This is a genomic window from Pantoea sp. Ft-CA_14, from assembly GCF_024520875.1.
In the GTDB taxonomy this organism is placed as follows: Bacteria; Pseudomonadota; Gammaproteobacteria; order Enterobacterales; family Enterobacteriaceae; genus Pantoea; species Pantoea agglomerans.
In genome coordinates, this window is sequence record NZ_JALNPM010000012.1 from 1 (window position 1) to 24,326 (window position 24,326).

Annotated in this window: 22 protein-coding genes; 12 read left to right on the forward strand and 10 right to left on the reverse strand. The window is 47.6% G+C overall.

Annotated elements, in window-relative coordinates; translation table 11 throughout:
• From NR195_RS16890 to NR195_RS16905, 4 genes are all read right to left on the reverse strand, one after another.
• The coding region (locus NR195_RS16890) for an Ig-like domain-containing protein (RefSeq protein ID WP_256844735.1) at positions 1-1,265 on the reverse strand (1,265 nt) is incomplete at its 3' end.
• Between the two features lie 213 nt (positions 1,266-1,478).
• Positions 1,479-2,198 carry a hypothetical protein gene (locus tag NR195_RS16895; RefSeq protein ID WP_256844736.1) on the reverse strand — a complete coding sequence of 240 codons (720 nt, stop codon included), beginning with the start codon at positions 2,196-2,198 and terminating at the stop codon, positions 1,479-1,481.
• 140 nt (positions 2,199-2,338) lie between these two features.
• Positions 2,339-2,974 carry a LuxR family transcriptional regulator gene (locus NR195_RS16900; protein WP_256844737.1) on the reverse strand — a complete coding sequence of 212 codons (636 nt, stop codon included), beginning with the start codon at positions 2,972-2,974 and terminating at the stop codon, positions 2,339-2,341.
• A gap of 45 nt (positions 2,975-3,019) precedes the next feature.
• Positions 3,020-3,610 (reverse strand): helix-turn-helix domain-containing protein, encoded by a 591-nt coding sequence (locus NR195_RS16905; RefSeq protein ID WP_061703032.1) that lies wholly within the window; start codon positions 3,608-3,610, stop codon positions 3,020-3,022.
• Positions 3,611-4,635: 1,025 nt separating this feature from the next.
• On the opposite strand from NR195_RS16905, the gene NR195_RS16910 reads away from it, so the two are divergent.
• From NR195_RS16910 to NR195_RS16960, 11 genes are all read left to right on the forward strand, one after another.
• Positions 4,636-4,953 (forward strand): hypothetical protein, encoded by a 318-nt coding sequence (locus tag NR195_RS16910; protein WP_010256762.1) that lies wholly within the window; start codon positions 4,636-4,638, stop codon positions 4,951-4,953.
• A 9-nt stretch (positions 4,954-4,962) separates the two neighbouring features.
• Positions 4,963-5,184 (forward strand): hypothetical protein, encoded by a 222-nt coding sequence (locus NR195_RS16915; protein ID WP_010256766.1) that lies wholly within the window; start codon positions 4,963-4,965, stop codon positions 5,182-5,184.
• A 94-nt stretch (positions 5,185-5,278) separates the two neighbouring features.
• Positions 5,279-5,806 (forward strand): fimbrial protein, encoded by a 528-nt coding sequence (locus tag NR195_RS16920; RefSeq protein ID WP_060678767.1) that lies wholly within the window; start codon positions 5,279-5,281, stop codon positions 5,804-5,806.
• 62 nt (positions 5,807-5,868) lie between these two features.
• Positions 5,869-6,606, forward strand: a complete 738-nt coding sequence (locus NR195_RS16925; RefSeq protein ID WP_187496578.1) for a molecular chaperone — start codon at positions 5,869-5,871, stop codon at positions 6,604-6,606.
• 25 nt (positions 6,607-6,631) lie between these two features.
• Positions 6,632-9,223 (forward strand): fimbria/pilus outer membrane usher protein, encoded by a 2,592-nt coding sequence (locus NR195_RS16930; protein ID WP_245115372.1) that lies wholly within the window; start codon positions 6,632-6,634, stop codon positions 9,221-9,223.
• Between the two features lie 12 nt (positions 9,224-9,235).
• The gene (locus tag NR195_RS16935; protein WP_062759546.1) at positions 9,236-10,291 is read left to right on the forward strand and encodes a fimbrial protein; all 1,056 of its coding nucleotides are present in this window, start codon (positions 9,236-9,238) and stop codon (positions 10,289-10,291) included.
• A gap of 59 nt (positions 10,292-10,350) precedes the next feature.
• Positions 10,351-11,013 carry a response regulator transcription factor gene (locus tag NR195_RS22990; RefSeq protein ID WP_256844738.1) on the forward strand — a complete coding sequence of 221 codons (663 nt, stop codon included), beginning with the start codon at positions 10,351-10,353 and terminating at the stop codon, positions 11,011-11,013.
• Between the two features lie 34 nt (positions 11,014-11,047).
• On the forward strand, positions 11,048-12,370 hold the full coding sequence (locus NR195_RS16945) for a TolC family outer membrane protein (protein WP_172608081.1): 1,323 nt from the start codon (positions 11,048-11,050) through the stop codon (positions 12,368-12,370).
• A gap of 88 nt (positions 12,371-12,458) precedes the next feature.
• Complete coding sequence (locus tag NR195_RS16950; RefSeq protein WP_256844739.1) at positions 12,459-13,655, forward strand: HlyD family efflux transporter periplasmic adaptor subunit; 1,197 nt, start codon at positions 12,459-12,461, stop codon at positions 13,653-13,655.
• A 16-nt stretch (positions 13,656-13,671) separates the two neighbouring features.
• On the forward strand, positions 13,672-15,855 hold the full coding sequence (locus NR195_RS16955; protein WP_256844740.1) for a peptidase domain-containing ABC transporter: 2,184 nt from the start codon (positions 13,672-13,674) through the stop codon (positions 15,853-15,855).
• Entirely contained in the window at positions 15,848-16,282 is a 435-nt protein-coding gene (locus NR195_RS16960; RefSeq protein ID WP_256844741.1) for a DcrB-related protein, read from the forward strand. The genes NR195_RS16955 and NR195_RS16960 overlap by 8 nt, the downstream gene beginning before the upstream one ends.
• Before the next feature lie 112 nt (positions 16,283-16,394).
• Here NR195_RS16960 and NR195_RS16965 read toward each other — a convergent pair whose 3' ends face one another.
• The 6 genes from NR195_RS16965 to NR195_RS16990 form a co-directional block, all read right to left on the reverse strand.
• Positions 16,395-16,892 (reverse strand): FidL-like protein, encoded by a 498-nt coding sequence (locus NR195_RS16965; protein ID WP_033774010.1) that lies wholly within the window; start codon positions 16,890-16,892, stop codon positions 16,395-16,397.
• Positions 16,889-17,722 (reverse strand): winged helix-turn-helix domain-containing protein, encoded by an 834-nt coding sequence (locus NR195_RS16970; RefSeq protein ID WP_022624197.1) that lies wholly within the window; start codon positions 17,720-17,722, stop codon positions 16,889-16,891. The genes NR195_RS16965 and NR195_RS16970 overlap by 4 nt, the downstream gene beginning before the upstream one ends.
• A gap of 200 nt (positions 17,723-17,922) precedes the next feature.
• Positions 17,923-18,843: a substrate-binding domain-containing protein gene (locus tag NR195_RS16975; protein WP_033759854.1), complete on the reverse strand. Its 921-nt coding sequence runs from the start codon at positions 18,841-18,843 to the stop codon at positions 17,923-17,925.
• Positions 18,844-18,911: 68 nt separating this feature from the next.
• Positions 18,912-19,691: a TIM barrel protein gene (locus NR195_RS16980; protein WP_256844742.1), complete on the reverse strand. Its 780-nt coding sequence runs from the start codon at positions 19,689-19,691 to the stop codon at positions 18,912-18,914.
• A complete protein-coding gene (locus tag NR195_RS16985) occupies positions 19,691-20,704 on the reverse strand; it encodes a Gfo/Idh/MocA family oxidoreductase (RefSeq protein WP_182505135.1) in 1,014 nt (337 codons plus the stop codon). Before NR195_RS16985 ends, NR195_RS16980 begins: the two co-directional genes overlap by 1 nt.
• On the reverse strand, positions 20,701-22,164 hold the full coding sequence (locus NR195_RS16990; protein WP_256844743.1) for a sugar porter family MFS transporter: 1,464 nt from the start codon (positions 22,162-22,164) through the stop codon (positions 20,701-20,703). Before NR195_RS16990 ends, NR195_RS16985 begins: the two co-directional genes overlap by 4 nt.
• Positions 22,165-22,353: 189 nt before the next feature.
• Here NR195_RS16990 and NR195_RS16995 point away from each other — a divergent pair, with 189 nt between their 5' ends.
• Positions 22,354-24,312, forward strand: a complete 1,959-nt coding sequence (locus tag NR195_RS16995) for a sigma-54-dependent Fis family transcriptional regulator (RefSeq protein ID WP_256844744.1) — start codon at positions 22,354-22,356, stop codon at positions 24,310-24,312.
• The last annotated feature ends 14 nt before the right edge of the window (positions 24,313-24,326 follow it).

Consider the following 24,326-nt stretch of genomic DNA (forward strand, 5'->3'; position numbering starts at 1 on the left):
ATATCCTGCTCCGGCGTCCAGCTCCACTTGCCGTCCGCGTCCACCGCTGCGCTGCCGACGAGCTCGCCGTTGTCATAAATGTTGACGTGATCGATGTCGGCGGTTGCGTCGCCGGAAAGGGTCGGCCGCGCGTCGTCAGTGACCGAGCCGCTGGCAATCTCGCCGGTGATCGCACCGACGTCGTCCGTCAGGGTGACTGAGTCACTGACAATGCCGGAGTTGATGTTATCTGGAGGAGTTATGTCCGGTCGGGCACCGTTGGACGGCGGAGAGACATTACCCGCAGGATCGACAACCACGATAGTTACGTCGGTATCCCCTTCATGGACAGGGTTAGGCTGGATACTCCAGTCACCATTTTCATCAACTACAACCGTGGTGGTTTCACCGGTACTGCCATCGGAAATAACCACAGTTGAACCAGGTTCTGCTTTACCTGAGATTTGTTCATCATCATTGCTATTTATAACCGCCGCTTCTGGCGAAGAGGTGTCAGTAAACTCTTCAGTCAGGCTACCGCTATTGCCCGCACTATCAGTTACCGTAACAGTGACGGTGCCATTTGGTTGTGAAGTCGGTGCTTCCACATACCAGTTACCTTCACTGTCCGTCTGGGTCGTGATCTGGGTGCCATCAGGCAGTTGAATGACAACCTGTGAGTCAGGGCTATTCGATGTTCCGGAAAACTCTGGACGACCATCATTATCACTGTCCGCAACAGGATCAAGTGTCACCGATACACTCTTAGCGGAAGAGTCATGGCCACTGCTACCACGCCCGGACGCACCAATAGCAACGCCGCCTGCCGCGCCGCCCAGCAGCATAAAAGGCAACCAACCAAAATTGTTGTGACTGGCAGTCAGCGGATCGGCACTGGCATATCCTTCACCACCTAATACCTGTTCACCGCTCTGACCTTCAGTTAAAGCTGGCGGGTATTCAGCCACATCGCCGGAAGTCGGCACATATTCATAAAATTGACCGTTTTCGCCCAGCCCAATCAGATGAACGTTTTCATTATCATAATAATCTTCCAGTACAATATCAGGATGCTGAGAATCATCCTGGCTAAAGAAAAGCTGCAGATTATTGCCAACGCGCCTGGTTACAACCATTTGCGGAGCATGTCCTGTAGCGCTATCGATCAGTTCTATATTTAATGCACCCTGATGCGGAACTTTGATCGTTGTAGGATTTTCAGATTTTGTATCAACAGTGTATGAAGAGATAATACCCTTCACACCACGCAAGTTCACTTTCAACATAACAACCTTCTTAATTAACGAGGATTGATTAAATTCAATAGAAATAAGGCTTTCACAAACCCTTAATCTCTATATTCATATACTTCGAATAACCGTGATTTTATGACGAGATAATCTGCAATCCTGACATTGCTTCCAGCACAACTCTTGATTCTGGAGTCAGTGAACGGCATTATCAGAACTGATTAATAAAAAATATGGTGCCAGATTGCATCAATGCAGTGAGTATGCAGCGCCCTGAGCTTTACTGCTTTTATCAGCTATCTTCATAGCATTGCTCTGAGCATGACTACTGTCAGAATTTAATAGTGAAGAAGCCACCGGGTGATTCAATAGTTTTGACTCGCCCGCTTCAGAACAAGAACGTTCATTCAATACACGCGATAACGTACGTGATTGTGCTTTGAGACTGGTTAAAACAGATTCAGCTTCCTTTGCAGGCACCAGACGCGCCGTGATTTTCTGCTGATCATTTACCGCTAACTGATAGTAATAGCGCTCACCTGATTTCAGCTCTGGTGTGGGTACTTCAATTTTTGCTGGCTGGACAAAATCATGCTGGCTGAACATAACGTCCAGTTTTTTCTGGCCAGGACACACACTAATTTCAGTCCCTCTATCACCTGACATTACGCTAGTATAGTATTGATTATTAACAAATACGTTAACGACGCGTTTTGATGCGGCAGGATTTTTTTCATCAATACGGTAGACAATAATGTGCGCACGCGGGTCGTGTATCTGCTCCGGCGCCTTGTCATTTTTGACTTCTTTAAACAACGATGGCGCAGGAGCGTTCTGCAATGGCGCCGCCTCAACATAATTGCAGTACAGGTAGCCTGTAAGTAATAAAACCATACTCAGCATTACTCCCTGCATAAATTTAAAGGGACTATTCGATGCTTTGCATGTTAAACGTGAATTATTTTCCATATAACTCTCCTTAAGGTGCTTAATCACTATATTTAAAACACCTTATATCCGATGTTGAACAGGAGTTGACAACTCCTTAAAAAATAAAAAATGGGAAATTTAAACAGCGCAGAAGGGTGAGCCTACGCCTCTGGATAACGTTAAATCTCATTTACATTGATAACTCCTTTGTAAAGTTCAAGCAACGAGACATCATTGATAAATGCATTAAATTCTTTGTCTCCTTTCAGAGCGAACTTTCTCATCACATTATATTTATGTGCATAGATTGTTTTAACTGACAAATCTAACCTTTTTGCTGTCTGGATTACACTGTATCCTTTCTTCAAAAAACTAAGCACCTGAAGTTGCACCACGGTGATACGTGCAAATTCGCACCGTAAACAGTCTGAAGGCAGATATCCCATAACTCTTCCCTGAGTGTTTAACCAGGCCTTGGTTATTTTCTCAGTGATTAAACGTACCGAATCCCTTTTTGACACTTCAAGCAAAGATTGATAACAAAATGGTAACGGTTTTTTAATTTTCTCTCCGAAATCATCGGTAAATACCAATATGATACTGCCAGGCTTTCGCTCGCGATAAGCGGGTTGACACATATAAAGACGCCATTGCGAAACATTGATCAGGATGAAGTCAGCCTGCCGCAGGTTATGACTATCAAAACCTGATAAAAATTTTACTTCTGCATCAGATAGCAGTGCCTCCTCAATTACCTTTGATATGCCCAGTCTGAAGAAGTAATTGTCATCCGTACAAACCACATTAACATCCATTTTTTCCCTTCAGCATCACAAAATTCACGATGACAAATATTATATTCAGGTGAACTTACCGTTAATCAGTACCAATTCGCCTTTCTCTTTTAGTTCCTTGAGCACTCTGCAAATGGAACTTTTTGATAAATGAGAACTATTTTCAATAAGATATAGTGCTGAAAATCGTTTCTTTAAATGAGTCGGCAGTTTTTTCCATCTTTCAATCAAAGAAATAACTTCATCATATGAGTTACTTTTTGGTAACTGAATGTAATTCATCAGATCAGAATACTGTCCTGATAAAATAGACATTGCGTCATTAAAAAGATCTTTCTCAAAAACCAATCGCCAGAACACGTCATAGTCAATGAAACTGACTTTTCCATAATCGACTCGTTCCAGATAGACTGGCGGCTCGTCTAAAGCTGGAGTGACGCCGACAACAAACGGAGCGGATAAGATATTCAAAACCTTATTCTCGCCTTTAAGTTTAAGTAAAAAATCGCCGTCAAGAATGAACATAACGCGACGTACATGATCTTTAGTCAAATGATAACGGCGCTTGCCTCTTGAAATTTCATCTGGATTAGCAATCTGCGTAAATCCTGCTAATGCATCGATGATCCGTTCATGATTTTCAGTCACTCTATACATATTAATTAACTCAATCTAACTGACGCATTGGTCAGTGATTAGCAACAATTCGTAAAATCAGTTTTTTATAGTCTCTTTCTCTTTCGCCTGGTGTACTCGCTTACCTGAGCTCGCCTCCATAACTCGGGCAGTTAAAAATAGTCTTTATCGGTTCCACTATAATAAAACCGTCCCAACAAAATTCAAAACCGCAAATACAAATAAATAAAGACATTCAGGCTAATAAAAGAAACAATAACCAGATCTTACACCATTCAAACGCTGTTTAGTTAGCACATAAATCTACTTTGTAGCACCTTACGGGCAGTGTTATAACTTTTTTCCTAAAAAAAGAATTTCCCATTACCATTTGAAAGATGATGTTATGAGCATGCTATTTTAAAAGCACGCATTTAAACACCTCTCTCAATTTTCCAGCATGGCTGAAAAGAAACAAATCAAATTGGCATCAATGTTAATGCTCCTTACTAAAGTTACGCTGTCAGGCAGCATTGCATGGAAGGAATTAAACCACGGCACCCATCGAACAGATACTTAAATTGATTATCTTTAAATATTTAGTTTTTTATCCTGACATATATGATTTAATTAGCTTAAATCACCAGAAACTGGCAAATGGGATTTTTCCCTTTTTAATTCCACTTCTCAAATGACATCACATTCAGGCAAGTGAAATCATTAACTCATGACTTTATGCACAAGCTTATTCATAGATAAATCAGTTTCACTGAACCGCGTTCATGGCATGCGCTTCCCGGATGCCAGATAATTTTAAGCATCAGGCATAAGCAGTGCTGTTAATGGTTAAATCACGCATAAGAATAATGTACGCTCAAAAAATTCCAGAATACCAACAGCAGTTAATATTATGTAAAAATATAATAGCCATATCCTTGCTTACGATAACAAAAGAAGAATTATGGATGTTTTACTATTTCATTTTTTATGACCACCCATTCTAATAGCGCCGTTCGCTAGAAGCGGCATAAATAATAATATTGAAAAAATGATACATGGAGATATCGATGAGAGAGTTAACATCTTTTGAAATGCAAAACGTTTCAGGAGCAGGTTTTTTTGACTTTATTGGCGCTGTAGTTGTCGGTGCCGTTACGGGTATTAGTTCTTTTGGTCTTAAATGGGGAATGAGTGGCGGAAGCACCGGTGGCGTGTTAGGCGTTGGTATTGTCTCTGCCGGTGTAGGTCTGATTGTCGGCGCAGTCCTTGGTCTTGTTGATGGTGCTTTATATGGTGCTATGAATGGCTGGGATAGCACGGCAGGCTGGTTTAACGCGGTCGTTGAAAACCAGTTTGATCCTAATGCATCTGTAATTACAGCTTAAGGAAACAACATGCGTGAATTGAACAATAAAGAAATCGAAGGCGTTAGCGGTGGTTCATTAACTTCGGTGATCCTGGATTTCTTTAAGCAGCTAGGCGCAAGCTCAGAAGAGAAAACTGAATGGACGCGCCCAGACTCAATTCCAGCAGCGAACCCGGTTAGTGGGTCTGCCTTTGGCATGGGTATTGTTGGTGTCGCAGCAGCAGTCGTATTTGGATTGCTGATTTTCTAATTCTCTTGTGAGGAATGAATCCTCCAGGGAAGTGAATGATTATTAAATCGTTCATTAATTGATGTTATTAATTATTTTATACAAAGGAAAGTATATGAAAAAGTTATCTATGGTTGCTCTTGGTCTGATGCTGGCTGCTGCTCACGTTAATGCTGCTGAAGCTTCAGATGGCACCATTAACTTCACAGGAAATATTGCGTCTCAGACTTGTACTGTAAGCGTAAACGGCGGCGGCAGCACTGCAACCGTTACACTGCCTAAAGTAGCAAGTAGCATTTTAAGCACATCTGGTCAGACTGCAGGTAACACTCGCTTCACTATGGCGCTGAGCAATTGCTCAGCTACGACTGGTGACGTGTACGCTTACTTTGAACAAGGTGCCAACGTCAATGCTGATGGTCGCTTGACCAATACTGGTACTGCAACGAATGTTGACCTGCAGCTGCTTAACGGAAATGACGTGTTGAACGCGGGTAGCACTGAGCAGACCACCTCTCCAAAAACTGTCGCTCTGACTGCTGGTGCAGGTACTCTGACCTATTCTGCTCAGTACTATGCAACTGGTGCAGCTACTGCTGGTACCGTCTTATCAGCTGTGAACTATTCAATCAATTACCTGTAATTGATTATGGTGGGAGCATCTGTTCCCACCTCTCTTCCTCTATCATCATTTCTGTCAAAATCATGAAAAAAAAAAGTTTTAAATTTTTGATCTCCTGTCTGCTGGCTTTTACGGTGACTACATCGGCTTTTGCCAGCGTGACGATTATCGGCACCCGGGTAATCTACCCCTCAACAGAAAAAGAAGTCACAGTCCGCTTAGATAACCATGGCAATCAACCTGCGCTGGTACAGGCCTGGATTGATAATGGAAATCCTGATGAAGCACTGGATAAAATAAACGTACCGTTTGTCTTGCTACCGCCTGTTTTCCGTATGGAGGCTAACAAAGGACAGACATTACGTATCGTTTATACTGGTTCAAACCTGCCCAAAGATAAAGAGTCGGTATTCTGGCTTAACGTACTCGACATCCCTCCTCGCGATAAAAGCCTTGCGAATCAAAATCAGTTGCAAATGGCTATTCGTAGTCGCATCAAAATTTTCTTTCGCCCAGCCCGGTTCGATGCGATGCAAGCCACAGAAGCAGCGTCGGGTCTTATCTGGCATCAAGGGGAGAAAGCGAATCAGCTGACAGCAACCAATAACTCTTCGTTTTACGTCAACGTTTCACAGATCAATGCCGAGGATAACGCGGGGCGAAAAGTAGTCAGTGAAAAGGGAGAAATGCTTGCACCAGGCGAAACAAAAAGCTTCTCCCTAAAAGGATTGAACGCAAATCAAATAAAAACAAACTTTCATTATCAATATCTGGATGATTATGGCGCTGCACGCAATGTAGACGCCAAAATTAGTCAGTAACTTTGGTAACTCATCAGGGGTAATAATGATGGCAAGGATGATTAAAAATAATAAACCAACGGGAAAAATATTTTACCGATCTTTTCTGGCGCTTTTTTTAACTGCATCAACAGGCGCCGCATTTGCAGAAAATTCGTATGATTTTGACGAATCATTTGTGAAGAATCTACCGGGCGTTAAAGTTGATGTGGCCCGCTATGCAACCGGTAACCCTATTGATCCTGGTACTTATACGCTGGATATTTTCCTGAATGGTCGTCAGATTGGTCGGGAAAATGTTCAGGTCATTCGTGAAGGGGCGGGAACCAAAGCGTGCCTTTCCTATGATCTGGTCAAAAGCTTGTCACTTAAGGACACAGTTTTTAGCCCGGGACAAGCTGAAGATTTGCGCTCTGGTAAACAGTGTATGGCGCTGGAGGAGGTAGTTAAAGAGAGTCATGCAGCTATCAATTCTGCCGATATGCAGATGGATATCTCAATTCCGCAAATTTATCTGTTGCGATCTGCGCGCGGCTACGTTGCGCCAGAATTCTGGGATAAGGGTGAAACAGCACTCACGCTAACCTATAACACCAACTATTATCGCTCTGTAAATCACGGTCAGGCATATGACTCATTTTATGGCCGTGCGCTGGCGGGCTTTAACCTTGGCGGATGGATGTTCCGTCACGATGGTTCTCTCAGCTGGCAACGTCAAAAAAACAACGAGTATCATCATTACGATGCAATTAACACCTATGTCCAGCGTGATATTCCGCAAATAAAATCACGGCTGTTATTAGGTGAAGGCAATACCAGTGGCGAAATTTTCGATACGCTTTCTTTTCGTGGTGCGCAAATATCTACAGTTGACCAGATGTGGCCAGACTCTCAGCGAGGCTATGCACCAGAAATCCGCGGCGTAGCCCGAACCAACGCTCAGGTAACTGTATCGCAAAATGGCAACAAAATTTATGAAACGACGGTTTCACCAGGCCCTTTTAATATCACCGATCTTTATCCTACAGGCTACGGTGGTGATTTAGACGTGACCGTGAAAGAAGCTGACGGCGGTGAGACCCGTTTCTCAGTTCCTTACGCAGCGATGACGCGTCTGAAACGTCCGGGCATGACTTTTTATAGTCTGACCGGTGGTGTATCCCGAAAAGACAATATGGTTTATACACCTTCGGTCTATCAGGGCACTATTCAGCATGGTTTTAGCAATAGTCTGACCGGTTACTCAGGTATTCTGGGATCAGATAACTACACCTCTGTGCTGTTGGGAGGTGCATTTGGTTTACCTGTTGGTGCGATCTCACTGGATATTACTGGGGCTCAGACAAAATATGGTGATGAGAAAAAGCAAGGTGTAAGTTATCGGGCAACTTATAGTAAGAAGGTTTCTCAGACTAACACGAATTTTACTCTGGCGGCTTACCGCTTCTCATCATCCGGTTATTACAGTTTTGATAACGCATTACAAATCAATAACTATTATAAAAAAAATCATAAAAACAGTTCGTCAAATTATCTTTCGCGCCCCAAACAACGTTTTTCTATGACGGCAAGCCAAAATTTTGGGGAGTCATATGGGAATATCTATCTTACTGGTTTCGTTCAGAATTACTGGGATTCTGCCGGAACAAATACGCAATTTCAGCTGGGTTACAATAATACAATTGGTCGGGTCTCCTATACTTTATCAGCAAACCGATTATTATATTCAACCGGCGGGCATGACACTCAACTGTCACTCGACTTCTCGGTGCCAATTGGTAGCGATAGTCAAAGTTATGTAACCGGAAGTGCGACACATAATAAACAGGGTGTGAATGCACAAACAGCAGTTAATGGTGTTCTGGGTGAACATGACCAATATAACTATAACGTTGGAATAGCGCGCGATACTGATAATGAGAAGTCCGGTTCAGTTAGTGGGCAATACCGTTCGCCCTACAGTATGCTGACGGCGTCTTATACTAAAGGGGAAAACTATTATTCTGCCTCGGGTGGTATCAGCGGTGCGGTAGTCGCTTTACCTGATAGCATTAATTTCAGCGCTTATCAGTCTACGACTTATGCTGTTGTTACCGCAGAAGATGCAGAGGGCGCGCGTGTACTTGGCTATCCCAATATTGTGTTAAACGGCAGCGGCAAAGCTATTGTGCCAAACCTTAACCCGTACCGGATAAACGAACTGGCCATCGACCCAAAAGGAATTCCACTGGATGTTGAGCTTGAATCAACTCAGCAGCGCGTTATTCCTGTTGAGGGTGCAGTCGTCAGACTTGATTATAAAACCAGCAAAGGAAAGCCACTGTTAATTCGGGCTAATCAGCCGAACGGAAACGCCTTGCCATTTGGTGCAACGGTTAATGATGAAGACGGTAACCTTATCACCACTGTTTCACAGGGTGGTCAGATTTATGTGAGGTTAAATAAAGATGTCAGCCGCCTGCATATTTCCTGGGGTAAAGCAGCCAGTGATAAGTGTCTGGTTAACCTGGAGTCTGGTGTTGTTAATTCCAGTGAAAACAACACACTTGCAAGGCTCACAACAACATGCAGCAGCGATCAATCAAAACCTGTTCGCTACGTGTCTAACGGCGAAATGAACAAAGATAATCAGGGTTAATCGGGTGACATTATGATGTTTATTAACTTTAGAAGGACACTGACCAGAATAGTCAGCATCATGATTATGGTATCTGGTTTCGTCATGCTAGCACCAATTAATGCGAACGCGGCAGATGATGTCACACTGACGTGCAAAAAATCTCTTTCTGATGCGGTATTAGATTTCCGCTCACTGGGGATAAATATTTCGGCAGCTGTTCCGGTGGGCACGGTCGTTTATAGTGGCAATTTAACAGTCACGTTCAAATGTGCCCTGGATAATCTGCAACAGTTTTTTGATGGTTTAACGGGAGAAGTGTACTTAAAGCGTAAAACAATAGCTGAAGATGCACTCGGTTATGGCTTAACCATTTATACCGGTTACGGTGGTGAAATGTCCACCGACGCTGCCAATATTCCTACCGGCAACAAGATCGCTACTTACGCGTTAACCAGTGGCGGTACAGTCGGTGCTTATACTGATGTCACATTGAATGTGCCTTTTCAGATTGTGCGGACGTCAAACTCGATGGCTGGCCCCAATTTGCTTCCGGACTATGTCAACGTATTTGATGTAGGCTCATTGGTACCAGGGAATGACCTGAAACTTTATGTCAGATATATTAAAAGCGGCATCACTGTGAGGGATCAAACCTGCTCAGCAGCAGGTGATGTTAACCCGAAGGTGTCATTAGGGAGTTACACAGCGAATACCAGCAGTGGGTTGGGTTCCGGTATTGGACAAACCAGCCCATCTACCGCTTTTAATCTTCAGCTTAACTGTGAGGCACTTCTTTCAGGTACCTTTGACGTTATGATGCAGTTAGATGGGGATGCGGCTGATGGGCTATCGGATGTCGGCGTAGTTTCTCTGAATTCGACCTCAACTGCCAGCGGAGTGGGTGTTCAGATTCTGAATGAAAGTCAGCAACCTGTTGCACTGGCAGCACCATACAGAGTTGCAGCTTATCCACTGTCGTCTGCATTGATAACAGTGCCCTTATATGCACGTTATTACCAGACTGCAGCCACAATAACTCCTGGTAGTGCTAACGCAGTTGCTACCTATACCATTAGTTATCAGTAACCATATGGGCTCTTCGGAGCCCTTTACCAGACTTTATAAACTGAGAAAGGATTTTATCAGTGGATAGGCCATTAAAAGGAAGGAGGTTTAAAGTTGGTGTCTCTGATGAGAGTCCTTTTATTTTTTATTCAATACAAAAAATACTCTCAACCGGATTTCACAACCTGGACATTGCAGCATACCCGGTAGAAGCAGAAAATCTTTTCGTAAAACTGAATAGCGATCCTCCTGATATATTAATTACTGATTTTTGCTTTAACTTTGAACGTAATGATTTGAACGGCGTTAGAAAGCTAGAAGAAATTTACAACCATAATGCTAACCTTAAAATCATTATCTTTACGGCACAGAATAGCCCGGCCATTTTGAAAAGAATATTGCAAATTCCGGTAAATGCAATAGTAAGCAAACGTGATGATATACGGGATCTGGTAGAAGCCTTGCACTGGCTTTGCTCATCTAATTCTGAAATATTTTATTCAGAAAAGATGAAAGATCTGGCGCAATCTGCTTCAGATGAGCCCGCACAGACTCTTTTATCACCCGCAGAAGTTGAAGTAATCAGACTTTTTGCTATCGGGTACAGTTTAATGGAGATATCTAAAGCACGTAAACGTAGTATCAGTACGGTTGCAACGCAGAAATATAACGCCATGCGTAAACTTCAGCTGCAGTCTAATACTGATTTGATTAAATATGTCTTTGCCCAGCAACTCATTTAATTTCGGGCTTAATTTTTAAGAAACAGCGAGCATCATGAAATTTTATAATTTTAAAATTGCATTTATTGTACTGTCCTGCGTGCCATTTGGATCTTATGCAACCAGCTTACAGCAGGCTGCCCGAGCCGCATTAACCTATGACTCTGCATTGCAATCCAGCCAGATGACCAGTGAAGCCGATCAGCAAAAATACTGGCAGGGTATGGCCGGAATGTTGCCCACATTGACGCTCGAAGGAAACTGGGATCGTCAGGAACAGCCGGATAAAAAATATCAAAGTGGTGTAACAAATCACAGTTACGATCTCAGTGTCAGACAACCCCTGTTTGATATGAGTAAATATGCTGGCTGGCGTAAAGGCGTTGCTATTGCCAATACCGCTGAAGCCCAGTCAAAAAAAGCTGAAGAAAAGTTATTAAATGCGATCAGTAATGCCTACTTTTCGGTGCTCTATCAGCAGGAAGTTTTACAGGCTGCGAAAGCTGCCAGTCACAACTTCAAACAACAGCAGCAAAAACTGCAGGCCGGTATTCTGAATGGACAAAACACCCGTACAGAGCTGGATGAAGCTAAGGCCAATTACGCTCTTGCTCAGGCCAAAGAAATAGAGGCGAGCAATCAGTTATTGCTGGCTGGAGAAGCATTTCGTCGCTTATCAGGTGTCAGCCCGGACACTGTCGAGCCGGTAAACTTTCAGTGCCTTAACGCTTCGCCCTACGCTTCTTTAACTGATGCGATTAATGCCAGCCAGCAACGTAACACTGAAATCAAAATTGCCCTGTTTCAGAATGATCAGGCCGATGCTGATGTATTGGCTGCAGATGGCGCACATATGCCTGTCGTGTCACTTTACGCCAGATATGGCAAAAACTGGAGCCGTAACGATAACGACGATAATTTACTTTATGATGCTATTTTTGGCACTAACTCTAAAAGTAATAATCTGCAGTATGGCGTTAACGTTTCTATTCCATTATTCGCGGGTGGCAGCCAGATTTCACAATCTTATGAAGCAGCCTATCGCCGTCAGGCAGCGAAATATTCCATCATGGAAGCACAACGCAAAGCGGCTACAGATACACGTTCAGCATGGCTTAGTCTTACGAATGGAAAAGCGTTAATCAACGCGCAGAAAAATGCCGTCGAGTCTTCACGCGAAAAAGTGGTGTCTGTTCAATATGGCCGGGAAATGGGTTTCCGTACGGTAAATGATGAGCTTGATGCTCAGCAAAAATATTTTAGTGCGCTTAAAGATCAGGCTGAAGCTCGCTTCAATTACCTGAACGCCCTCATTAATCTGGCACAAAGTACCGGATCACTATCAATCGACATGCTGAATTTTTTTCAGTGCCGTTAATCCCTTACTCATGATGATTATATAAATGGAACAGTCACTATTCCGTCAGGAGGCACTTGATGCAGCCAACCGTGGAAACCTGGGCATTGTGGCACTCTATTGCCCACCTTATCGCTGGTTAGTTATTTCCGTTGTAGTGCTGGTCACTGCCGCGACAGCGCTGTTTTTTATATTTGGCAGCTATACAAAATATGAATCATCTACCGGAGAACTGCTGCCTAAAAATGGCATGCTGATCATTCCGCCCCCCGTAAGCGCTACGGTGGTCGATATTCCGGTAAAAGAGGGCCAGCATGTTGAAAAAGACGATGTGCTGATGGTGTTGTCATCAGAGGTTTCAACACAGTTAGGTCAGACTCGTCAGGTTATTGCCGAGAATCTGAAAGGCCAGCGTGAAAGGCTTCAGCAGGATCTGGTGACGCTTGAAAAGCTTCACCAGGTTGAAATGAAGGGCCTGACCGACGCTATCGCCAGTCTGAAACTGCAGCAGGAGCAGTTGAAGCTGCAACTGACACACCGTCGGAAACAGGTTTCCCTGGCGAAAATGCAGTTGGACAAGCTGGAAGCCATGCACAACGAAGGGTATGCCTCAAGCCGTCAGATGGAAGAGCAGGAGTCTAATCTGCTCGATAGCCAGGCGCGCTACCAGGAATATCAACGTCAGCTGTTGGACATCTCGCAAAAAATTGTTCAGACCGAGCAACAGCTGCATGAAAAACCGCTGGATGACGAGAAAAAGCGTAACGATATCGAGCGCCAACTGGCTGATAACCGTCAGTCGATGGCTGAAAATGAAGCGCGCCGCTCGTTTGAATTACGTGCGCCTAAAAGCGGGTATGTCGGCATGATTATGGTCAAAAATGGACAGATGCTCACCGCCGGTCAGTCAGCCATAGCAGTTTTGCCAAGCAATACTGAACTGGTCGCCCGCATCATGGTAAACACGCAGTCCATTGGTTTTATCCAACCGGGACAGCGGGTGGTGCTGCGCTATAAAGCGTTTCCTTATCAAAAGTTTGGTCAACAGTATGGAAAAGTTATCGAGGTTTCACGCACCGCTCTGTCTCCTCAGGAAGTCACTACGTTAACCGGCAAAAACAATATTCAGGAACAGCAGTACCGCGTGCTGGTCTCCCTGGACAAACAATCAATTACTGCTTATGCGCAGAATGAAAAACTCAAGCCGGGTATGGCGCTGGATGCTGATTTTATCGTCGACAAACGTCGTCTTTATGAATGGGTGCTGGAGCCAATTTTTGCGCTTGGACACAAAATCTCTCTCTGATTAAAAGGTCTGTTCTGTGTTGTTATTAGAGAAACTCAATTTTAAATGGTTTAACCGCCTGCCGATGATTCGTCAGTCACAGGCGACGGAATGTGGTCTTGCTTGTCTGGGGATGATTGCCAATTATCACGGTCATGAAATCGACATGATCACCCTGCGTCGCAGGTTCGCAACGTCGCTTAAGGGTGCAACCCTTAGTGATGTCATTGCCATGGCACAACAACTCAATATGAGTTCCCGTGCGTTACGCGTTGATATGGAAGAGCTGTCTAAATTACGCATGCCCTGCATTCTGCACTGGGAATTGAACCATTTCGTTGTGCTAAAAAAAGTGCGCGGCAATAAGATCACGCTTCACGATCCTGCACGCGGCATTCGGGAACTGACATTTAAAGAAGCATCACCGGCGTTCACCGGCGTTGCACTGGAGCTGGTTCCTTCCTCCACTTTTGAGGTCAAAAAAGAAAAAGAAAGCATCTCGATGATGAAGCTGGTGGGCAGTGTGACAGGGGTGAAATCTGCCTTTGCCCAGGTGCTTATCCTGTCCATCGCTCTGGAGCTTTTCGGCGTACTCTCCCCCTTCTTTATGCAGTGGGTGATGGATATGGTGCTGGTCTCCGCAGATTACTCACTACTCTCCTTGCTCGGGATCGGCTTTATCATGATTGCGTTGTTTCAGACCATGATTACAGCGCTGCGCTCATGGGTGATGAGCTGGTTCTCAAGCCAGCTCAGCGTGCAGTGGACGGTCAATGTCTGTCACCATATGTTAAAGCTGCCACTTGAATGGTTCGAATCCCGTCACGTTGGTGACATTCTGTCCCGCTATGGCTCGCTGAACACCATCCAAAGTACGCTGACCAGCCGCTTCATTAGTACTGTGCTGGATGGGGTAATGTCGATCGTGACAGTAGTGATGCTGTTTATCTATAACGCTAAGCTTGCCTGGCTGGTAATTGGCCTTTTTGTCGCCTATGCACTGTTACGCTTCATGGCTTATGATCCTGTTCGCCGCGCCAACGAAGAGCAAATCATCAGTTCAGCCCGCACGCAATCTTCATTACTGGAAACGCTTCGCGGTATCCAGGCGGTAAAAACCAATAACAAGCAGGTGCCTCGTCTCTCCGCCTACATGAATTTCCTGGTGGATACGACCAACAAAGGCATTGTGATTCAGAAGCTTAACATTTTGTTTGGTTCCGCCCAGGGATTGCTCACTTCTGTAGGCAGGGTCGTACTGGTCTGGCTGGCTGCGCTGCAAGTACTGGATGGCAACTTCTCTGCAGGTATGCTTACCGCCTTTATTAGCTTCTCCGATCAGTTTATGAGCCGCGGTGCAGGTCTGATCAACGCCGTAATCGACTTCAGAATGCTGCGTATGCATGGTGAACGACTGGCCGATATCGTGTTGTCAGAAACTGAAGTCAGCTCAGAAGCCAGTCCGGTACTGGTGAGTAAAGATACGCATGATGAGACAGAAACGCCGCAGGATATCAAACTAACGAATATCCGCTTCCGCTATGCACCTACCGAACCCTGGGTAGTAAATGGTGCCAGTCTGGAAATTAAGGCTGGCGAAAGCGTTGCGATTGTCGGCCCTTCAGGTCAGGGAAAGACCACCATGGCCAAAATCATTCTGGGTCTGCTGCACCCGGAAGGTGGAACAATCACCGTGGGCGGAATGGACATTACCCAGACAGGACTTGAACACCATCGTAACCGTATCGGCTGTGTTATGCAGGATGACATCCTGTTCTCAGGCTCGATCAGTGAAAATATTAGCTTCTTTGATAATAATCCTGACCACGCAAAAATTACCCGTGTAGCACGCCTGGCGCAAATTCACGGCGATATCATGAAAATGCCGATGAACTATCAAAGCCTTGTCGGTGATATGGGATCGTTTCTCTCTGGCGGGCAGCTGCAGCGTATTCTGCTAGCTCGCGCCCTCTACCGCGAACCAAAAATACTGGTACTGGACGAAGCAACCAGTCATCTGGATATCTATAACGAAGCGCAGATCAACAATGCAATAAAGCAAATGAAAATCACCCGAATCATGATTGCACATCGCCCGGAAACCATAAGAAGTGCAGATAAAATCGTCCTGTTAAATAACGGTACGCTCAGTGAAGTAACCGCAGAGCAGTTATTTGGCCAGACAGAAAAAACTAAAGAAATGGAGATTACACATGGATAAAAATATTTGTCGGTTTAGCGAAGGTATGATTACTTTACCGGAAGGCTACTGCGAGCGAACCCTGAACACGCTGGCGGATCCCCGTTCAGCGATGCCACCCGTCACTATTTCTCGTGATAAACTGGCCAATCACAACAATCCAGAAGAATATATCAGCAGTCAGCTTGCTATTCTGCAGAGACAAATGAAAGACTGGCAGCAGCAGGCAAATCAACCCGTGGTGTTGGGCGATAATCTGAGCACAGGCATCATGATTACTTATGATTTTCTGCGCCCGGATAATATCCGGCTTTATCAAAAGCAGGCGATTTTCACCTTAAACCTGGAGGATGCATTAATTTTCTCTTTGTCAAAGGCTGCCCCCCTGACCGATGAAGAAATTCAGCTGTTTAATAATATCCTGAAGAGTTTCCAGAGCTGGCCCTGATACTTTTCCTCAGCAAAGCCTGACGACATAACGTTAAAAGAAAAACCGGGCAGGATAAACCCTTCCCGGTTTCATGCATTCTGAACACCGCTAAATTAGCCGTTTACAGAGCTTAGTAACGCTGGCAGGTAAAGAGATAGGAGATCGGCCCACCGATAATATAGGTATTTTTATCAATCTTATCGACATCCAACTGCAGATGCGTTGGATCCAGCGTGATCTCTGCTAACAACTTATTAAAGATGACATCAGGGGTAGTATCAGTATTCGAAGTGACAACTTTGCTGATCTGATACCGGTAAGTATCATCGGAAATTTTAGCGCCATTGATTAATGCAACCCTTCTGTTAAGAATAGTAACACCGTCATTGCTCGTTGCCTGCCCATTCAGCAACAGATAGCCTGAATCCTTTTTATCAAAACGTAAATCCTGGGCAACAGCGAACTCAATTCGTTTATCATCATTACGACTGAGATCGTAACGGCTAAACGCTGAGCAGCGAAAAGGAAAATCTTTGGCCTGATGTGTTAAGTAATAAACCCCTGCAAAAGTCACCATTAATAGCGCAGCCAGCATGAAGATAATATTAACACCAATGCTCCGCTTCATCCCATTCTCCAGTCAAGATAATAAAAATTGTCGCATGAGATGATATGACCATCGCTATTAATTTTACACGATGAAAGAATTGTTCTTCCGAAATTCTTAGTAGTAAAAGAGGTGTTTTTATCAAAAATAATCCGGTGACCCGCATCGCAGGTTTGATTATTTTCCCTTAGAATTTGCACTATTTGCTTACCCAATGCCTGTCGTTCAACCTCATCCAGACCCTGCAATAATACTGCTTCGCAGCCACCTTCAAGTTTAATGGCACTCATTGGAATAATTTGCTCGTCAGGACGAGATACCGTGAAATACCAGAGCACCATGCCCAGCAATATCAGAGCAACAGAAGCAAACCAATATCGCCGGGTGACGTTAACGGACGTAGCTGGCAGCTGATTACCGGGCGGAGTGGCAGGCAGGACAACGTTTTCAGCAGACCCTTCAGTTATACTTCCTTCCGATATGTCATCAGTTAAAACTTCCGTCACCCCCATGACCGGGGCTGATTGACGTTCAATTTTAATATCGGTATTCAGGCGTATACCAATTTTCGGGATGGTGATAATCAGATTTTCACAGCCATAAGCCGCGAGTGCCCTGCGCACAATACTCAGATATTGATTCAGATTACTATTCGATCCACGCAGGCCATATTTATCCCAGACCTCGGTCAGCAACGTATCACGCGCCAGTATTTCTCCCCCGGAATTCAGTAACTGCTCAAAAAGCCGACCTGAAGAAATACTGAGGCTCAGCGACTCCTGAGTAGGAATGTGGCTAAGCGTGCAGTCATCAGAATTGTAAGAAACCTGATCATCGATTATGTAAATCATTAAGAAATCACTGAATTTCCGCTCATTTATCGACAGTATAATTCAGCTTATATGAAGAAGCACTACAGACGCGTTAATCAGGCGATTAAGGAAATTTTTACAGATTAGCCAGCAGAACGGGCCGGGCAGAGTGCGTCCCTGCCCGGCAGCTGGTTAATTATTTAAGAAACGACAAAGAATCATAAGGTTAGCGGCGATTTTTATGGCTGATTAGCGGCAGCAAACTCCGCATAATTACTTTGAGTAATGGTTTTATAGGGGATCCAGTTCAGTGATTCGACTTTCTGTTTATCCAGTAACGCTTTCACGACTTTCACAGCGCCCGTCGCCTGCCCTTTCGCATCCTGGAAAATAGTCAGCGTCATCTTTCCATTTTTGACGAACTGCTGACCATCAGGCGTGCCATCGATCCCGGCAACCAGAATGTGGCTGTTTTTCGCCTGATTCAGCGCCATAATCGCCCCGATAGCCATTTCATCATTATTGGCGGCGATTGCATCGATCGGTCGCTGATTAAGCAGCCAGCCCGAAACTACGTCTACCGCTTCATTACGCTGCCAGCGTGCAGTCTGTTTTTCGATTACCGCCATCTGCTTATATTTAGCGATCACCGCTTCAACGGCACGCGTCCGTTCCCGCGCTTCTTCATTTGATAATGCGCCCATTAAAATGGCGACATTGCCCCGATAGTTCATCTGTTTTGCCAGCGCTTCCATCTGCATCTCACCCCCCAGGGCAGAGTCAGAACCGACATAGGCCATACTGGACGGTAATTTCACTTCCGGTTTACGGTTAACAAACACCAGCGGAATGCCCGCCGCTTCTGCCGCTTTCACCATCGGCAGTACGCCCTGTGTATCGACCGGGTTGAGAATAATGGCATCCACGCCCTGATTGATAAAATCTTCAACCTGCTGTACCTGAAGAGCTACATCCCCTTTGGCATCGACGAACTGCCCATCCATTTTCAGCGCTTTTATCTCACCCACCATCTGCGTCCGCAGAATCGATACGAAGTTAAGATCGAAATTAGCCAGTGCGACACCGATTTTAGGTGTTTTAGCCCAGGCGGTAACGCTGATCATCAGGCTGAGCAGCAGTGCTAACATTTTGGTTTTCATCGCGTAATCCTGTAGGGTTTATTATTGATAGAACCGCCGGGCAACAGGCAAATACCCGGCGGCAGAGCTCACAACGTAAAGTGATCGCGGAACTGTGCCAGGGCTGTTTCGCTGTCGCCTTCGGCCCAGCCCTCCAGCGCAACGACGCCGCAATAGCCGACCTGCTCCAGCGCACGGGCAATGGCGCGATAGTTAATTTCCCCGGTGCCAGGCTGCATGCGCCCCGGCACATCAGCCACCTGGATTTCACCGATAGCGGGGCCGCAGCGTCGTATCAGCTCTATCAGGTTGCCCTCTCCAATCTGGGCGTGATAGAGGTCCAGATTCATCTTCAGTGCCGGGCTGTTGACCGCTTCGACCAGCGCCAGCGTATCGGCAGCCCGTGCGAACGGTGTACCCGGATGATCAACTGCCAGATTCAGGTTTTCGAGAGTAAATACCCGCCCGGCCTGCTCGCCGAGCGCAGCGACACGCCGCAGGGTGTCGGCCGCTTTAAGCCACATCTCACCGGTAACCACCTCAACCGGACGAACCGCCTGGCCGTGAGCATCCAGCCCGGTGCCATGCAGATTCAGGCTCGGGCAGTTCAGACGATCTGCAATCGCCAGTGAGGTTTCTGCGCTATGCAGCAACTCTGCAATCTCATCATCATCAGTCAGGTTACCGTTGAGGTAGCCGGTCATGGAGGTAAAACGCGCACCTGTCGCCACCAACGCGTCGATATCTTTGTTGACCCAGTTCCAGATCTCCACGCCAAATCCCAGCGCATGAACCCGCTCAACACGCGCGATAAAAGGCAGTTCGAGAAACACCATCTCCGCACAGACTGAAAGCTGATAACCGGCCATTAGCGTTCTCCCAACAGAATGGGTTTGCGTTGCTGCACCGATTCAATACAGGCCAGCGCAATTTCCAGCGCGTTACGCGCATCAGTGCCAGTAGCGCGCGGCGTGTCACCGTGCAGAATCGCGCGGGCGAATTCTGCCATTTCAGCAACATAGGCCTCACGCAGCAGATCGGTATCCATTCGAGACGTTGCGATGGCAATACCCTCGGCGTGATAGCGCACACAGTTGTCCTGATTGATGTTGCCCGCCTGCAGCATACCTTTACTGCCAAAGACCTCACCGCGAACGTCATAACCGTAAACTGCCTGGAAGTTGGCTTCCGCAGTGGCAATGGCACCGTTATCAAAGCGGATGGTCACCACCGCGGTATCAAGTAATCCCTTATCTTTAAAATCGGGACGCACCAGCGCATCAGCCAGCGCATAGACCTCAACCGGCCGGGAACCCGGATTGAAGTGCAGCAGGGTGTCGAAGTCATGGATTAAGGTTTCAAGGAAGATGGTCCACTGCGGGATCGGGGCCGGATCGCGCAGGCCAGGGTCGCGTGTCACCGAACGGCTTAGCTGGGTGGTGCCATTGGTGCCTGCTCTGACAGCTTCAATAGCTGCGGCGAAGCCTGCACTGAATCGACGATTGAAGCCGACCTGCAACACAACGCCCGCGTCCTGTGCGGCGGCAATAGCCCGATCTGCCTCATCCAGCGTTACCGCCATCGGTTTTTCGCAAAACACGTGCTTGCCAGCCCGGGCTGCAGCGATCACCAGTTCGGCGTGAGTGCGAGCCGGCGTAGCAATAGCAACGGCATCGATTTCGCTGTCATTGAGTAACGCCTGGATATCGGTATAGGCTTTCTCCACCCCAAGCCGGTCTGCCAGTTGCTGCGCTGCGCCGGGTTGCAGGTCGGCGACCGCTGTCAGCCGTGCCCCTGGCACCCGCTGCGCCAGATTCTCTGCATGAAAACTGCCCATGCGGCCAGCACCGATCAATCCCACTCGTACTGTATTAAGGTTCATAACTGCTCCTGTTTTTTGTTGTCAGCCCAGTCAGGCTGAATAGGGTGTCCGGATGTCGCCTGCGCTTTGGCGGCAAAACGACGGGATTTTGAAAGCATCAGCGGCTCGATGTGCTCCAGTGAGATGCCTCGGGTTTCAGGCAGAAAACGTTTTACAAACCAGAAGGCTACCAGGCAGCCAGCGGCGCAGAGCATCAGTGGAAAAGCACCATGGAAGTGATCCATCAGCAAACGGCTACGGTTCATCATCGGGAAAGTCTGAGTAACGATGAAATTGGCGAGATACATCGAAGAAAAGGCGTAGCCCATCGCGACGGCACGAATCTGGTTGGGAAATATTTCAGAGATCAGTAGCCAGGCACCCAGACTCCATGACATACCAAAAATCAGTACGAACGCCACCAGGCCCACAACCGGCAGCAGGCCACCGATCTGCGCTATAAAGGCCCAGGCGGTAATCACCAGGCTGACAGCGCAACCCAGCGCTCCCCAGCGCAGCAGACGCGTCCGTCCCCAGCGATCCACTGCGTTCAGACAAAACGCTACTCCAACCAGCAGCGCCAGTCCGAGGAAAATGCTGTGATAGAGGGAGGTCTGTGTATCCGGTGAGATGTTCTGCAGCAGCGACGGTGCGTAATACAGCAGGATGTTGATGCCCGAAACCTGCTGCAGAATCGCAATCGCGCAGCCGATCAGCAGGATGTAACGCATTCTGGCGTCGCGGAGCAGACGGGTTCCCTGCTGACGGGTAACAGAATCCGCGTCCGGCGCACTGATTTCTGCCAGCAAACGCCGCGCATGTTCAGGCGTCGAAAGCCGGGTCAGCACTGCCAGCGCGCGTTCACGCTTGCCGTTTAACGCCAGCCAGCGTGGTGATTCCGGCATAAAGGGCACCAGTGCCAGAAACAGCAGGCAAGGCACCACACCCGACGCCAGCATCCAGCGCCAGCCTTCACTGACTATCCAGGCATGGGGCATACCGCGTGCAATCAGGTAGTTCACCACATAGACCGTGACCTGACCGCCAACCATCAGCATCTGCTGCAGCCCAAGCATGCGCCCTCGCCAGTCCTTAGGTGAGACCTCTGCGATATAGAGCGGCGTAATTGCCGACGCCATCCCGACCGCCAGGCCACCCACCAGTCGGTAAATCACAAAACCGGTTAGGGAATCTGCCAGCGCAGAACCCACCGCAGACACGGCAAATAACAGCGCGGTGATCACCAGTGTAGGTTTACGCCCGATCCGATCTGAGATCGCGCCGACACAGCCAGCGCCGACGATACAGCCGAGGATGACATTTGAAACAGCCCATCCACTTTGCCACGGCGTTAGCGCAAGGTGTTCCGTTAATGGCTCAATAACGCCGGAAATCACTGAGGCGTCATAACCGAGGATCACCCCGCTCAAGGAGGCGATGGAACAGATGAACAGCAATAACTTCAGATTATGTTTACGCATAACACCTTAACTTTCCCATTGTTTTTGACAGGTGAGAGTTAGTGTCAGCGTTGCAAAGTGGATGCCAGTTTTAAAGCGGGCTTTTATGTGAACGCGCTCGCAGATGGCACATCAGAATTGAAAATAAAATTTACATGTCAACTTAACATGTCATTAAAATGGACATTCCATCGACCACGAGAGAGTGAAATGCAATCTTTGCATGATTTGCTGCCTAATAAAGAAGAGAGCGATGCCATATTCAGCCTGCCGGAAGGCGGTGATGCGGCACAGTGGGAAGCTCGGTTTGCCCGGGGCTGGCAGGCATTTAGCCAGGGTGAACAGCCGCGCTGGATCCGCCGCAGTATTTTGCAGTCATGGAACCGCTCGCACGAACATGGCATCAATCCGGTATCTTTTGAGTACAGTGCCTCCGATCCAACGGAGCTGGCCGCCGTTCTGCGTCATAACAGTGAGCTGATTACTGTGGCGCATAGCGTGATGGAGAACCTGCTGGCTTACAATCCCGATGGTCATATCAATCTCACAGATGCGCAAGGCATCGTACTGAGTTTTTGCGGCAGCGACCTGACTCCGGTCGGCAGCATCCTGCGTGAGGAGGTGCTCGGCACCAACTGCACCGCGCGCTGCCTGCGCGAGCAGCGGCTGGTCTATGTACTCAGCGGAGAAAACTGGAAAATCGCGCTGCGTGAACGTAACCGGCAGTGCGCTGCAGCTCCTATCCGTGATGCCAGCGGTCGTATGACCGGCGTACTGACGCTGACCGCCACGCCTGACAATTTCAGTGCCCATACGCTGGGCACCGTGCAGGCTGCCGCAGAGGCAATTGGCCAGCAACTCACCTTACGCCGTCTGCTGGCCGAGCAGCAGTCGATACTGGAGACCCTGAATGAGGGCGTTTTGGTCTGCGACCGCGACGGGCGCATCAAAACCCTGAACCGCTACGCTCGTCAGATCTTTGCCGGTATTGATACCGACAACGCCCTGATCGATCAGGTGCTGCAGCCCCAGTCCGGTTCATTGCTCACACTGCCCTGCTGTAATGACCGCGAGATGGTGTTCCGCCCCGATGGCAGACCCAGTGTTTCATGCCTGGTCTCGCTGATGCCGGCACCGGACGGCGGTCGCATCCTGTCGCTGCGGGAAAATCAGCGCATCCGTGCCATTACCCGTCGTGTGCTCGGCGTCAGCGCCAGCTATACCTTTGAGATGATTCGTGGTCAGGCACCCACGCTGCAGAAGGCTCTTCAGGATGCCCGCGCCAGCAGTCGCAGTGACAGTACCGTTCTGCTGACCGGTGAAAGCGGAACCGGTAAAGAGCTGTTTGCTCAGGCGATCCACAATGCCAGCAGCCGGGCGCATGAGTCCTTTGTCGCGGTTAACTGCGGCGCACTGCCGCGTGACCTGGTGCAGAGTGAGCTATTCGGCTACGTCGATGGCGCGTTCACCGGCTCACGGCGCGGCGGTTCGGCAGGTAAATTTGAGCTGGCCGACGGTGGCACGCTGTTTCTGGATGAGATTGGCGAGATGCCACTGGAGGCACAGACCAGCCTGCTGCGCGTGCTGCAGGAGAGTGAGGTGCTGCGCATCGGAGCGGCGCATCCGCTGAAAGTGGATGTCCGCATCGTGGCGGCAACCCATTGCGATCTGCTCAGTGCAGTGGAACAGGGTGCTTTCCGCCGTGACCTGTTCTATCGCCTCAATGTTATCTCCCTGGCCATCCCTGCCCTGCGTGAACGCCAGAGCGACATTCCTGATCTGGTGAATACCTTCATTCACGCCCTGTGTCAGCGGCTGAATAAAACGCCTCCGCAGGTGAGCATTGAAGCAATGAACGCCCTGCAGGCATGGCACTGGCCCGGCAACGTGCGCGAGCTGGAAAATCTGGTCGAGCGGATCGTTAATCTTTGCCAGAGCAGCATCATCGACCTTGCCGATTTGCCGCCAGCGATGGTGACGCGCGCAGCCGAAAACAGACCAGCGGCCAGCAGCCTGTTGCAGGATAATGAACGAGCCTGCATCCTGCAGACCCTTCGCGCGCAGGGGGGTAATCTGCGGCAGTCCGCTAAGCTGCTGGGCATTTCTCGCACGGCGCTCTATAACAAGCTCAATCAGTGGAATATCTCTATAGATACGCTGCGCCAATAACCTGCTGGTGGCAC